The organism is Enterococcus sp. AZ078, from assembly GCF_051714985.1.
GTDB lineage: Bacteria > Bacillota > Bacilli > Lactobacillales > Enterococcaceae > Enterococcus_B > Enterococcus_B hirae.
Genome location: NZ_JBIOSW010000001.1, coordinates 449773 through 464049 on the forward strand (window position 1 = coordinate 449773; position 14277 = coordinate 464049).

A 14277-nucleotide genomic window follows, 5' to 3' on the forward strand; every position below is an offset into this window, starting at 1 on the left:
GATGTATTTAGTGACGATTTATACGAATGATGGGGAAATTGTGATCCATTCTCCCTACGCTAATGCAGTAAAACTAATTGATCCAACGATTGATTTTGGTTTGTCCTTAGAAGTAGATAAATTTACTTTTCAGATGTTGCCGACGTTTCCTGGTTATAGTTCTATTGATGCATTGACTACTCGAATAACAGTTAAGAATACTCAAACAGATAAAATCGTGTTTTCTGGAAGAGTGGTTTTACCAAAAGAGAGTTTTTCAGAAGACGGAACACTTTTTAAAGAAATCACTTGTGAATCTGAAAAAGGATATTTGAATGATAGTATTCAAAGTTATTACAAAGCCCAAAATATCACGCCCAAACAATTTTTTACGCATATTATTCAAGAGCATAATAAACAAGTAGAAGAACATAAGCAGTTTTTAGTGGGAACAGTAGAAGTGACGAATTCGACAGATAATGTTTATAAGTTTATTGATGATACAGCAACTACCTATGAAACGATAAAAGAAAAATGTTTAGAGACTTTTGGTGGTGAAATACGAATCAGACGAGGAGAAGGAGTTAATTTCATTGATTGGTTAAACAGTTCAGGAATGAATGGTTCACAAACTATCGAATTGAAGAAAAATATGTTGTCTGTTTCAAGAACGATGGATCCAAATGAAATTATTACAATTCTAAAACCTCGAGGTGCAAGAATTGAAGCACCCGAGGGTGAAACTTCTGATGTTTCTATGCCTCGAATAACCATTGAGAAAGTTAATAATGGACGTGACTATTTAATCGATGAGCAGAAGCGAGCTCGTTTTGGATCTATTGCAGGTTCGGTTGTTTGGGATGATGTTCATGAACCGGATATCTTGTTAGCTAAAGCAAAGCAATGGTTAGCTTCACAGAAGGTATCTACAAATCAGTTTCAAATTTCAGCAGTAGATTTATTCCCGATTGGTTTAGCTGTTGATCAATTTGAAGTAGGAAATTGGCATGTGGTTAAGAATAAATGGTTAGGACTTGATGAAAATATTCGAATTGTTGGTATGCAGTTGAAGTTAAATGAGATAGAAAAATCGACGTTAACTTTTGGGAACAAGTTGAAGACGCAAGAACAGTATAACGCTGATATTTCTTCGGCTAAGTCAGCAGTAACGACGATGGCGTCTGGGGTTGAGCAGCAGCAGACGAATATTGTCGCAATAAATAAGAATGTAGCAGTTTTTACTGAAGATATTCGTGCAGAGATGAATGTTTTGCAAAAAAGTTTCGCTGATATATTTAATAATTTTTCAGCGATGGAAAATGAATTCAATGCATTTACAAGTATTATTCATGAGTATAATCAACGAATTACAGCGTTAGAAAACACAATAAATGGAGGTAGTGGTAATGGCAGAGTATAGAGATCCCACAGCGGTTACACCGACAAATCCTGAATATGATAAAAATCAAGTTAATTCGACGGTAGCTAAGTACGCCGATTTCATTCGTACGAAACAAAAAGGATTGGATACAAGAGAATCCATGGCACGAGCAATTGAAATCACGAATATTCAATCTAATTTTGCAGAGAAATTATCTTATGAAACTTCTGCTTCGCAGAAGGAACTAGAAAAGAGAGTCAACACTAGTATCGGGCAACTAACAGAAGATTCTGAGGTGATTGATTCACGAACGGATGCAAACGGAGTCACACAAGCAGTCTTGAGCGAGCGATTAGATGCCGATTTTAAGAATTTAGCTTTTATACGTGACCAAAGTTATCTTTTATCTGTCGCATTTCAAAAACTTAGAAGCAAAAAAGAAGCGATCAAGATTGTGGTGGCAGGAGATAGCTTGACGTATGGTTTGGATCAAACAAGTACAGATAGACGCCCTGCATTACCTGATCAACCGAATCAAAATAGTACGAGGGCCGGAGTGACCTATCCAGAAAAGCTTCAAACGATTATGAATGAAATCTTTCCTGGTCTGGTTACAATCGGAGCAAGAGCAACTCCTGGAGAAACAGCAGAAGCCTATCAAAAAAGATGGACAACTAGCGCTAATGCAGATATCACGGTTTTTTGTTTAGGAACTAATGATGCCACCTATGGCGGTATGAAAGCATTTCAAAATACCTATCGGAAACTTATACAACGTGAAAATGAATGGGGTGCTGGAGTGATGGTTATGTTGCCACCAAAGCAACGTACAACAGTCAATCTAGGGCTACATACTTTCAGAAAAGCAATTGTAAAATTATGTGATGAATGCGATGTGCCATATCTTGATTTAGGAATCGAAACATCTAATTTACCTGCTAATTACTATTCAGACAATATCCACTTCAATACGAAGGGTTATTCTTTTTTAGGGGCTAAAGTAGCTAATTTCATCTTAAGTTATGGAAAATTAGAAGTGAATCAGTTATTAAATGGTGTTCTTTCTGTACGTGATATTGATGGATTGACCGTGGTTTCAGGAGCTACTTATGCTTATAATACTTCCTATCCAACGCCTGATGAAACAACTAGCGGAAAAGGTGTTGCTTTGATTATTTCACCTGGTGGGAAAATTGTTTATACATTTGAAACCTTAGAAGATAACCTGATTGCCTATCCGAATTCTTATTTAGGAAAAAATAATGCCGCTATTTTGAAAATGAGTTTGGATTTTGGTGTTTTAGGACAAAATACATCAACTTCCACTCAATTCGGTTCTAAACAAAGTAGCTTAACTTTTGATAGTAGTGTAACTTATACGACTCCTAAAAATGGGAATTTTTATAATATCTATTATCAAACTTATTATGGGGCTTTTATCACAGAATTAGGGCAAGTTTCTAGTGAATCAGAACCAGTTTTAGTGATTCCAAGAAAGGGAATGCATAGTGTTACGATTCAAAATACTGGAACAGAAAATATTCAATTTTTTGGTTTGGAGTTTATGACGCGTACACAATTGATGGCGCAAATTAGAAGTCATCGAACAACTGGTGTATGGTCTAAAGTCGTTTCAGCAAATGGAGAGGTTGAAACAACAACGAAAATTACGTTAAAGGAATTATTTGATTCTTTACAGTATGACTTTTCCGATCAAAATGCAGTATATAATCCCCCTGTTCAAGTTACGGTTAAAACTAATAATAAAGGTGTCGCTATTTATCAATTACAATTAAAAGCGATAAATGGTGGAGGCTCAAATTTGGTCTTAAGCGAACAGCTATTTAAAGCAAGTGAAAAAATAACCGATGGAGAACTAAGAGTGTTAAATCGTGCAAATGGAGCAACTCCATTTACTTTTTCAGCAGACGGTTTAGTGTTAAATTGGCGATATGCGACTACAGGGTTATCTACTGTAACAGTACAATTAGGGTAGAATCACATGTAATTTTACATGTGGTTATTTTTATATAAAGGAGGAACAACGAAATAACATGCTTGATCGTTTTTTAGAAATTAATAGTTTGTTCGTTGCGCTAGGCTCTGGCGGAGTGATTTCTTTGTTTGTAAGAGTGTTCAAACAATTGAAAGCACAACGAGAACAAACAGAAAGAAGGTTTCGGAACTTAGAATCCGCAAACCTAGCGTTATTACACGATAAAATCTATCAACAATGTATCTATTTTTTAGAACAAGGATGGATCTCAGTAGATGATTTAGAAAATCTGGAATATATATGGAAAGGGTATCGAGCGCTTGGTGGAAATGGAACAGGCGAAGCGCTATACAGTAAAATTTTAACCTTACCCCATTATCCATTGAAGGAGGAAGAAAAAGATGGATAATATCTTACTTGCGACATCGATTATTGGCGCAATCGTTGTAGGTGTAACACAAATGATTAAACAAACGGCAATCAATAATAAATGGTTGCCGTTTTTGAATGTTCTTTTTGGATTGATTATTGGTATTAGCTATGCACTGACGATCATTCATGGAGAAATAGCCACTTATGCCTGGGCAGGAATACTGGCAGGAATGTCTGCGGGTGGTTTTTATGATTTGCCGGCTAATGGAAAATCACTTTATAAAGAAACAAAAATCAATGAAGGAGACGATGAAAAATGACATTAAAGGTAGTAGATTTATCCAATAATAACGGTTCAAAAAATATCAAGGATTATCCAGCAGACGCTTATATGTTTAAAGCAACGGAAGGTTGTAACTTTGTAGATCGCTATTGTGATCCGTTTGTTCAACAAGCTATCAAAGCTGGCAAACCTTTTGGTGTGTATCATTTTATTGATGATTCAAACTGGCAAACACAAACAGATTTCTTTATTAATAATGTTCAAGGATATATTGGCAAAGGAATTCTAGTTTTAGACTATGAAATGTATGGACGACAAGGAACGTGTGTTTTAAAACAAATGCTGGATCGTATCCAACAAAAAACAGGAATCAAAGCCCTAGTTTACACGTCAGCTTCAGTTTTATTTGAAGAAGATTTTTCCGAAATAGTAAAAGCAGATTATGGATTGTGGGTAGCAGCTTATCAATCAAACTTCCCTAAAATTAAACACTGGACTAATGCGGCAATGTGGCAATATACTTCGATACCATATGATCAAAATATCTTTTATGGTGATCAAAATACTTGGAAAGCCTATGCCACATCTGGTAAGTGTCAACCCTCAAGTAATCAAGTGAAAGTAGAATCTATCCAAGTACAGCAACCAAATCCCCAAACACCATCTGATCACGATAAAGCAGTAGCAGCAAGTAAAGCTGTTCATCAAGGTAACGCATGGGCGAAATTGGATAAATTCAATGGAGCAAGCAAAGGAAAAGTCCGGATTGCTGGTTGGCTAGTGCCAGATAAACCAGAAGGTGCAATCGGTAAATTTGCTTATATCTTGATCATGAAACATGGCACAAATGAAGAAATTACTCGTGTGGCTTCACAAGGAATCAAACGACCTGATGTGAAGAAATCCTATAATTATAAAGGTGGCGATGCCTTAGGAATGGACGTTACTGTGGATTTAAGCTGGGTGAAAAAAGGCACGAAAATCGATGTCATTTTCCGCCGTTGTAATCAAGCAAATGGTGAAGGTGCGGTTAACGATGTTCGGATTAAGGATATCTATTTAACATTATAAAATGTATTATTAATTTTTTCTAAAAAATAATAAAAGAAAATATTCATTACAGGTAAGTTAGGAGTAACATAATTATTGTTATAGAGATTTCAACTATTAAATTATTCTCTCATATACAAGCGAATGAGTCTCTATAACAACTCTATTTTTCTTTAATATCTGATCATACAAATCTGGTAGAATGTTATTTTCTATTCTCTTTCGTGCCCTCTACCAGATTTGCATGATACCTTGTACCCTTAGCTCAGTTGGTCAGAGCAGACGGCTCATAACCGTCCGGTCGTAGGTTCGAGTCCTGCAGGGTACATAAACTTTAAAATTAACGTTTTATTCTAGAATAAATTATAAAAAATAATTTTTTGTTGCATGCGGATTAGTTTGTTGTTATAATTTTTCTAGAAGATTAAGCCATGATCGTCAGAATGCGGTTATGGCGTTTTTTGTATAGGTGGTAATATGATTAGCAAACCGTTTAAAACATTAGATAATCAGATTGATATTTTGATAAGTAGAGGACTGGTTGTTTCCGACAAAGAGGTAACTAAGTCTATTCTTTTGAGAGAAAATTACTATAATGTTATTAATGGATACAAAGATATCTTTTTAGATAAAAGCTATGGTAGTTCTGAAAAATTTATTGAAAATACAAATTTTAATGAAATTTATCGTTTGTATTCTTTAGATAGAGACTTTAGAAACCATATATTTAAATATTTATTGATGTTTGAAACTAATTTAAAAACTATTATTGCATATAGATTTGCAGAAAAATTTCCCGAAAAGAATGCGTATTTAAACGCAAATTGCTATACAAAAGAACCTAGTTCTTTGGATAATGTATTAATAAATATAGCTAATTTATCTAAAATAATTCAGAGAGAAAAAAAGAAAAAATACAGTAATTCAATAAAACATTATTTAGAAAATCATTCACATATACCAATATGGGTACTAATTAATAATTTAACTTTTGGCGAAACATCATATCTTTTTAATTCTTTAACAAATGATTTACAAGAAAAAATTGCTAGAGATTTTAGTGTAAAATTTAAAAGAGAATATAATACAAAAAATGACGTATCAGTTGGTGCTTTGAAGCAAATAATTAAAGCTGTTAACTTTTATAGAAATATATGTGCTCATGAAGAAGTTTTATATTCCAAAAAAATTGGAGCACTTAAAGAAAAAAATTTCAAAAAATATTATGATAATAGTGTGTTGAATGAAATAAAAAAAGGTAGCCTCTTTGGTTTATTAGCAATGCTAAAACTAGTATTATCATTAGAAGATTTAAATCAACTTTTACTTAGTATTTATTTTCCTTTGGTAATTAATGATAAATTAGGTATCTTTGAAACAATATCAATTACTACTATTAAATTAAAAATGGGGTTTATTGAAGGTTGGGAATATAAAATATCGAATTTTATAGAAATGAATTCAGGATTACTAAAAATTTTTGAAGACAAAGAAGAATTTAAATAGCATTAACTTGCAAAATAAGAGTTTAATAATTATCCACCTTCGGGTGGTTATTTTTTATATCAGCTATAACAAAATTGAATAAAAAAGCTTAGTTTCATAGATTATAATTATATTGTGCTACTAAATATTCTGTGTTGTGTTCGCATTATTTAGTTTAAAATTATGTAGCACAAAATAATTTTTGTAGTAATCCACGATCAACCTCACAAGATCTCCTGTGTTTTACTACGCTTTTCTATCTAGGGCTACTCGAAAGAGTAGCTTTTTTAGAATTATTTGCAAATAACTTGGTTGTGAAGGATGTTTTTTTGCAATTTTTTACCACAAAAATTACCACAAATTTGGGTCATTCTTTATCTATCTTAGATTATTTAAAAAAAGAAAATATTGATTTAATGCGATAAAAATGATATTTTTGTTTCTTAAATTTGTCCAGAATTTCAGAAAGGGAGAGGAGATAAAACTATATTTAGATATAGTGTAGAAACATTAATTAGTAATTTTATTCTGTTAATTTTAACTATATTTTTACAATCAGTAGTTAAAATGAAGCCGCATCCTGATTTCGCCAATTTTACGGTGCAACTTTGGTTTTTTATGTTCGTTTTTTCGATTGTTTCATCGGTCAGAACAATATTTTATCTTTTACTAATATCCTTTAACCAAAATGATAAAACAAAGAGGCCAGAATCAAAATATTAAAATTTTCAGACTGTAGACAGCTCCCTAAATTTTGAATCTGTCTACAGTCTTTTATATATATGTTAATTATATTGGTCAGAGCAGACGGTGGAAAACGTCGGTCGTAGGTTCGAGTCCTACAGGGTACATAAAAAGACTTTCAAGAATTGAAAGCCTAAATAAATTATTCTATAAAAAACTCATTTGTTAAAACAGCCATGCTAATGTTTTTATCTCTTGTTTGACCAGTTTTACAAAAACCGATTTCTTCATAAAATTTAACAACGTCTTTTTCGCTTTGTAAAGTAATTAAACAAGCTCCAATATGTGGTAAAATAAAATTTTTTATATATTGGAATGTATAGAACATCATTTCACTACCTAATTTTTTACGTTGTTTGTCTTTATGAATAGCAAAATAATGAATCCTAATTGCTGGTATAGATTGTGGCATAATAGGATTACCCCAAATTTTTAACGCATTAGTTAACTTAGAAGTTCTAATTATTTGAACTCTATCTGTAGTTAGAGAAAAAAATCCAAGTAGGAAGAGAGGATTATTTTTCTGTTTTATAAACATTAGAAAAGTTTTTGAAATACCATATTTTATTTCTTCTAATGCTTCATTTTTTAGATAGGAGTCAATATGATCTTTTCCACAAGAAAAAGCCTTGACCAAGGCTTTTTCTTGTGGTGTAATATTAGAAATTTTTTTAAAGATAACTTCATCTTCTAATAACATTTTATCACCAATTTTTAGATGTTATATTTTTTTCCATCAATATTCATAGTTTTAATTTTTTTCATTCCAGCTAGAGTTCTAGCTATATTAGGATTTGAAGGTTTTGTTTTTTTAGAATAAATATTATTTAAAAATTCGCTACACTCTTTAGAAGAATTAAACTTTAATTCTGTATTTACCATAGTAGTAGCCATGAGATTCCCCCTCCTATATATATTGCGTGCGAAATATAATACATACATAAATATCTATTTATATATCTAAAAAAATATATAGTTAGATATCATTTAATATATATTGTTGTATATATAGTCTATCAAAATAATTTTGATTGGTAAATACAAAATACTTGACAAGAGATAAATTTAATTTTTACATACAAATACTACAACACTCCCGTAAACCAACTCATACCACCATACCCCCAACCTTCGGGTGGTATTTTTTATTTTTATCTGTACGTCAAAAAAGTAATGAAACAATAATTTCAATCGTGGTAAAATGACAGTGTCATCATTTTACACAATCTATAAAAAATGAATTTTTTCTGACCCCCCCCAAGATGATGACATCCGTTCAAGGCTACTCGAAAGAGTAGCTTTTTTAGATTATTTGCAAATAACTTGGTTGTGAAAATTCATAGATTATTGTATAAAAAGTTGTAAAAAATAAAATTCAATAATGATATAATAAAATGTCGGCTCGTCGCTTCCACAGAGATTTTTGTGGAAGGAGGTGTATAATTTGTTTGAATTCACTTTAGAGCACGTGCTCTTGCCATTGTTAATTGGTTTAACGTTGGCATTATTTAGTCATTGGCTAGATAAACATTAGAGCCGACATGGCGCTTACTGTTTCGCAGCGGTAAGCGTCTTTTTTTGAAAAAGAAAAAACACAACGTATTCGCAGGTACGTTGTGTTTATGGTGTATATTTGTTTAAATTCACTTTCAACTATCATTATACTTGATAAATAAAATGTGTCAAACGTAATGAAAAATGACCATACTTTGACCATACTTTTTAGAAAAATATAGAAAATATTAGTAACTGAAAAACTTTATAAACGTTGATATTAAAGCAATCAGAATTAACTAGAATTAGTCAAAAAATGGAAAAATAAAAACTGTTAAATAATTTTATTTAATGATTCGAGTACCGCAATCCTGTTCACTTAGGATTGCGGTACTTTTTTTGGCTCTTTGTCAAATGATGTTGCTATAGAGAAATCTTATAATAACTGGAACAGAAAGAAGAAAAGCTTCTTTTTGTTCTTTCTAATATCATATTCGGTGATTTCTGTATTATCGAAATATTTAAACGTGTTATGTTTGGTATTTTTGTATTGAATATATTTTTTCTCCAATAAATTTAGTTTGACTAGGATAAATAGAATTATTTAATTTTTTTATTTTAAAGTAAAAAATGTTATTTTTTAGAGAAAATAATGTATAAATAATATATAAATAAAGATTTAAAGTTACAAAACATAACATCTTCTATTAAAAAACATAAATTATTTAACAAATTAAATAAAAATGTGTTTTAATGTAGTTAACATAGAAAGCGCTTCCCATGAAAAAGGTTAAAATAACAGAATATAATATTGGAGGTAAGTTATATGAATATAAAAAAAATAGCGGTGTTATCTTCGGCAACTCTTATGTTAGTTGCAACTTCTGTCTCCCCAGTGCTAGGATTGAGTAGTACTGTATTTGCAGCTGAAATTGGAACAAAAGTTGATAAGATTAATGATTTACCAGAATCCAAGTTATTTACTGATGCGGTTGCAAATAAAAATCCGAAATTTAGTGTAAATGTTTCTTATGATGGTGATACTAAAATCAGTCAGTTGTTAGATGAAAATTTAAATGCTGTAGCTACTGAAATTTCAAACCCTACCACTTCGGAAATTTTAGCCGTGAAAAGAACAGATAAAGAAGTAATTGTTGAAAAAACAATAAAAGGGTATGATGGCAACTATGTTGTAAACACAGAGCATTTTGCGTATGCTACAATTGATGAGAGTACAAATCCTATCAATATTAGTCCAAGATATTATTATACGCCTTGGAGATATACTAATATTGCGGTAGGAACAAATCTTTTTTCATTCCTTACTGATCTTTCAGTAGGAGCAGTAGTTGCATTTACAGCAAATGTTTTTGGTATTACTGCAAAAGCAGCTGATTTGTTACTAGGATATATGGGGGCAAAAGGATTAAGTACTGGAGAGGCTATTGCAGCAGCACTAGATACAAATGGGAACGGTTGGATTGGATTATACGTTCGGGAAATGTGGAATGATTCGCAGACTGTTTTTATTGGGACAGAATATAAAACAATGTAAGTAAGGTGTAATGATGAAAAAGTTCGATTCCAGATATATAATAGGTGTATTTCTTGTATTGTTTATTTTAATAGGAAGTGTAGAATTCATTTTGAAAGGGCATCACTCATTTATTCTCAATGAAATTTATTTTAGAGTACCTATTGTTGTTGTCGGTATGGTTGAGATGCTACCAAATGAGAAAGGTTGGGGAACGTTTCGTGTGCTTTTTCTCGTTTTTTTGAGTGATTATTTATTAAAAAAAATATTCGATCATTTTGGGTTAGAAGAAATAACACTTACATTTATACCCTATCTAATTATCTTAGGAATCCTTTTGGTTATTTTCTTTGCCAGATTAACGATAAAAAAAGACTTTTTCGAACACATAAAAAAGGAAAATAAATGAACAGAAGAGGCTGTGACAGAAGTGTCTAGCTCTGAGAAATAAGCCGGAGAATCCAAAAATAGCATCCCCTATTTTTGGTGTTCTACGGCTTATTTTCTGATAGAATTTGGAATACCGTGGAAATGAGGTTGTGAGAGTATCGGGTAGCTCCAATGACAATAAGAAAGAATTTTTTGAAACAGCTGCCCATGTTTTGAGATTTTTTGACTTATCGCCTAAGGTCAGCTCTTTGAATACCGTTTACCCGTTTTTAAAGTGATTCCCCAGACTCTTTTTCTCATACTTCTGAATAATTACCAATGTGATAAAAAGCGTAAAATGAATAAAAAAGACTCATAGTTATTTTTGTGATACTCTAATAGAAGATGGATTATTTTAGGCAGGTGAAAAAATGAAAACAAAAAAACTACGTGTTTTCTTAATCATTATTGGACTCCTTTTGATTCTATTTATTGGTTATCGTTTATATTTGGAGTATCAGACGGATATCCAAATGTTTTTGGATCCCAAGACCAGTCGACAAGCATTACTGGATCAGATTCGATCACATGGCTTTCGGACAGCGCTCTTTTTGATATTACTGATCAGCGTGATGTGTGCTGTTCCAGGTATCCCTACTTCTGTCATCGGTGTATTGGTAGGTTTAAGCTATGGTCCGTTGCTAGGAACTTTAATCAATGTCTCTGGTAATGCTTTTGGGAATATGTTATCGATTTTTTTAATGCAACATTTAAAGCTGTTTGATCATTCAAAAAAATCCAATCGCTGGGTAACAGCGATCCGCAATATGAAACATCCCAAAATTGGCGTAATGGTGGGGTACATGGTTCCTGTGATCCCTTCTTCCGTTATCAACTTTGCAGCGATGACGTTAAATCTACAAATTCGTGACATCATTTTATCAATCGTGATTGGCGTGATTCCTTCCTCGATTCTTTATGCTTGTGGAGGCGAAGCGTTATTTCATGGCTATAGTAAGACGGCTTTGTTGTTAGTAGCTAGTGTCCTTATTTTGACACTTCTAGTGGTAATTATTTACAAGGATCGTAGAAAACGACATGTAAAATAATTGATATTATCAATGATTAAAAGAAATATCCCTTTGATTTCGTTCTATACTTTTAAGATTCATTTTTATTTTAATTTCACGATAACTTATGTTTCATAAAGTAGTAAAACACTGAACTTTCCTATTCCCAATTTTTCTAAGAAGTTGTAAACTAATAAAGGAAATGAGGGAAATAAATGGATAAAAATGAAAAAACGACGTTAACTTCTTCACTGATTTTGCTCTTATCAATTACTTGTGGCGTGGTAGTAGCGAATATGTATTATATCCAACCGATTGGTACGAAAGTGGCAGCCAGTTTATCGGTTAGCACAAGTGCAATTGGTATTTTGACGATGTTGACTCAACTTGGTTATGCGTTAGGTTTGTTGTTTTTGGTGCCATTAGGGGATGTAGTCGATCGTCCGAAGCTGATTATCCGAATGGCTGCACTCTCTGCGATTTCATTATTAGCGGCCTTTTTTGCACCGTCATTTACATTATTTGCGTGTGCTTCTTTTTTGATCGGCTTATTATCGATCGTGCCCCAAATCATTATTCCCTATGGAGCAGTATTGGCAGGGCCCAAGGCTAGAGGAAAAGTGATGGGGACCTTGTTAAGCGGTTTATTAGTGGGGATCTTACTTTCACGGACGGTTTCGGGCATTGTAGCAAGCCTCTTTTCTTGGCGGATGATTTATCTTTTTGCTTTAGTGTTAGTGGCTATCTTGACCGGATTATTGTATTGGAAAATGCCAAGAACGCAAATAAAAACAACTTCATCTGTATCGTATCTTGATTCCTTAAAAAGTTTACCTTATTTAGTGAAAACACAACGCTTATTGAGAGAAGCGTCTATTAGTGGCTTTTTTATGTTTGGAACTTTTTCGATTTTTTGGTCAACATTGATTTTTTATATCAGTAGTCCGGTGTACCATTGGGGAACATTTGAAGCAGGAATTTTGGCGATTTTTGGACTATCAGGAGCAGTAGCTGCACCGATTGTTGGTCGGTTGTCTGATTCTTATTCCGAGAGAAAGATTGTCGGAATGGGACTTGCGATGCAAACGCTCAGTTTTGTTGCTTTATTAGTTGCAGGGAGTCATTTAGTCGTTTTGTTAGTGGCAATTATTCTGTTAGATGTCGGGAATCAATTTGGTCAAGTGGCAAATCAGACACGAGTACAAGGACTAGGCGAAGCAGCAAGTAATCGAAATAACACGGTATTCATGTTTATGTATTTTATTGGCGGTGCTACTGGTTCATTACTAGGCACAACGATGTGGCAACAATTTGGTTGGCTTGGTGTGACACTTACTGGTTTAGCCTTTCAATTATGTGCCTATATTTGTCAATACATCATTTTTCAAAAGCGGTCATGATAGAAGTGTCCAACTTGAAAAGTAAGCTGAAGGATTCGAAAGTCGTTTTTCGATTCCTTCGCTTACTTTTTTAATATACTTCTATCCTATTTTATTTGGGAGTTTCTATAACTGATTTCGTGATCAACCGCAGTTATTAGAAAATTTCGTGCAACTTCCAACGAAAAAATAATATGGATACGTTCAATAGTATAAAATCACTTTGTTTAGTACCAGTTATATTATGAAAGATCCAAAAAAATATTCAGTAGACTACTTAGAAATTTTTATATTTAATTTGTATAACATTTTCATATGAAAATGAGTTGTTTCCATAAAAATCTATTCACTTAAAAGATATGTTTTGATAATTTCGTTAAACTGAGTTTAACTTAATTTAGCAAAAGGATTGGAGATGAAAGATATGGAAACAGTAGCAAGAAAAATAGGTAATTCTGTGGGAACAATTTTCCCGAAGGATATATCTCCAAAAGTGGGAGAAATATTTACTATTTTGAAAGTAGGAGAAGCGTATATATTGAAACCTAAGAAAGAAGATATTTTTAAAAACGAAAAGGCTTGGGAAGGTTTTAGAGAATCGATTACAGCCGAAGAATCCGAATGGGATAGCATGAAACTTGAAGGCGAGGAATACTAGAGGAAATATCCAAAACAAAAGGATATTATTTGGATCGACTTTGACCCTTCTAAAGGTAAAGAGATAAGAAAGCGTAGACCTGCGTTAGTAGTTAGTAGAGACGAGTTTAATGAGCGTACAGGTTTTTGCTTAGTTTGTCCTATCACTTCTACAAAGAGGAACTTTGCAACATATATTGAAATAAAAGACCCGCAGAAAATAGTGGGTGAAGTAGCTACACACCAATTAAGATCGGTTGATTATACCACAAGAAATATTGAAAAAATTGAACAATGTGATTTGTTGACGTGGATTGAAGTGGTGGAAGTGATAGGGATGTTTATTTAGTAGGAGATAACGGGCAAAGTAGTAATTTCCATTTTAGAAAAAGTTAGATTACTCACCGCTTTTACGACGTTGGTTTTGCTAATAATTGACCATGTAGAAAAAAGTAACCATCTTCGAACTTTGGCGAATGAAGATACAATAGACACTTTATGAGTC

The 14277-nt window shown here is 32.7% G+C and carries 14 protein-coding genes and 1 tRNA gene; 13 read left to right on the forward strand and 2 right to left on the reverse strand.

Annotated elements, in window-relative coordinates:
• Position 1: 1 nt before the first annotated feature.
• The 7 genes from IGJ18_RS02140 (at position 2) to IGJ18_RS02170 (ending at position 6567) form a co-directional block, all read left to right on the forward strand.
• Positions 2 to 1399: a phage tail protein gene (locus tag IGJ18_RS02140; RefSeq protein WP_438842806.1), complete on the forward strand. Its 1398-nt coding sequence runs from the start codon at positions 2 to 4 to the stop codon at positions 1397 to 1399.
• Positions 1386 to 3356, forward strand: coding sequence for an SGNH/GDSL hydrolase family protein (locus IGJ18_RS02145; protein WP_160445027.1), 1971 nt, complete (start codon positions 1386 to 1388; stop codon positions 3354 to 3356). The genes IGJ18_RS02140 and IGJ18_RS02145 overlap by 14 nt, the downstream gene beginning before the upstream one ends.
• A gap of 58 nt (positions 3357 to 3414) precedes the next feature.
• Entirely contained in the window at positions 3415 to 3765 is a 351-nt protein-coding gene (locus IGJ18_RS02150; RefSeq protein WP_014834287.1) for a hypothetical protein, read from the forward strand.
• On the forward strand, positions 3758 to 4048 hold the full coding sequence (locus tag IGJ18_RS02155) for a holin (RefSeq protein ID WP_010738214.1): 291 nt from the start codon (positions 3758 to 3760) through the stop codon (positions 4046 to 4048). Before IGJ18_RS02150 ends, IGJ18_RS02155 begins: the two co-directional genes overlap by 8 nt.
• Positions 4045 to 5082: a GH25 family lysozyme gene (locus IGJ18_RS02160; RefSeq protein WP_160445026.1), complete on the forward strand. Its 1038-nt coding sequence runs from the start codon at positions 4045 to 4047 to the stop codon at positions 5080 to 5082. The genes IGJ18_RS02155 and IGJ18_RS02160 overlap by 4 nt, the downstream gene beginning before the upstream one ends.
• Positions 5083 to 5315: 233 nt before the next feature.
• A tRNA-Ile gene (locus tag IGJ18_RS02165) sits at positions 5316 to 5389 on the forward strand.
• A 149-nt stretch (positions 5390 to 5538) separates the two neighbouring features.
• On the forward strand, positions 5539 to 6567 hold the full coding sequence (locus IGJ18_RS02170; protein WP_014834283.1) for an Abi family protein: 1029 nt from the start codon (positions 5539 to 5541) through the stop codon (positions 6565 to 6567).
• 865 nt (positions 6568 to 7432) lie between these two features.
• Here the strand turns inward: IGJ18_RS02170 and IGJ18_RS02175 are convergent.
• Positions 7433 to 7990, reverse strand: coding sequence for a GNAT family N-acetyltransferase (locus IGJ18_RS02175; RefSeq protein ID WP_160445025.1), 558 nt, complete (start codon positions 7988 to 7990; stop codon positions 7433 to 7435).
• A gap of 14 nt (positions 7991 to 8004) precedes the next feature.
• A complete protein-coding gene (locus IGJ18_RS02180) occupies positions 8005 to 8184 on the reverse strand; it encodes a hypothetical protein (RefSeq protein ID WP_010738465.1) in 180 nt (59 codons plus the stop codon).
• A gap of 1426 nt (positions 8185 to 9610) precedes the next feature.
• Between IGJ18_RS02180 and IGJ18_RS02185 the strand changes: the two genes are divergently transcribed.
• From IGJ18_RS02185 to IGJ18_RS02210, 6 genes are all read left to right on the forward strand, one after another.
• Positions 9611 to 10339 (forward strand): hypothetical protein, encoded by a 729-nt coding sequence (locus IGJ18_RS02185; RefSeq protein ID WP_161652239.1) that lies wholly within the window; start codon positions 9611 to 9613, stop codon positions 10337 to 10339.
• A 13-nt stretch (positions 10340 to 10352) separates the two neighbouring features.
• The gene (locus tag IGJ18_RS02190; protein ID WP_010720093.1) at positions 10353 to 10727 is read left to right on the forward strand and encodes a hypothetical protein; all 375 of its coding nucleotides are present in this window, start codon (positions 10353 to 10355) and stop codon (positions 10725 to 10727) included.
• 391 nt (positions 10728 to 11118) lie between these two features.
• Positions 11119 to 11796, forward strand: coding sequence for a TVP38/TMEM64 family protein (locus tag IGJ18_RS02195; RefSeq protein WP_010720092.1), 678 nt, complete (start codon positions 11119 to 11121; stop codon positions 11794 to 11796).
• Between the two features lie 176 nt (positions 11797 to 11972).
• On the forward strand, positions 11973 to 13157 hold the full coding sequence (locus IGJ18_RS02200; RefSeq protein WP_053765777.1) for an MFS transporter: 1185 nt from the start codon (positions 11973 to 11975) through the stop codon (positions 13155 to 13157).
• Positions 13158 to 13560: 403 nt separating this feature from the next.
• Positions 13561 to 13794 carry an AbrB/MazE/SpoVT family DNA-binding domain-containing protein gene (locus IGJ18_RS02205; RefSeq protein ID WP_010738460.1) on the forward strand — a complete coding sequence of 78 codons (234 nt, stop codon included), beginning with the start codon at positions 13561 to 13563 and terminating at the stop codon, positions 13792 to 13794.
• A 24-nt stretch (positions 13795 to 13818) separates the two neighbouring features.
• Complete coding sequence (locus IGJ18_RS02210; protein WP_123875108.1) at positions 13819 to 14121, forward strand: type II toxin-antitoxin system PemK/MazF family toxin; 303 nt, start codon at positions 13819 to 13821, stop codon at positions 14119 to 14121.
• Positions 14122 to 14277 lie beyond the last annotated feature (156 nt).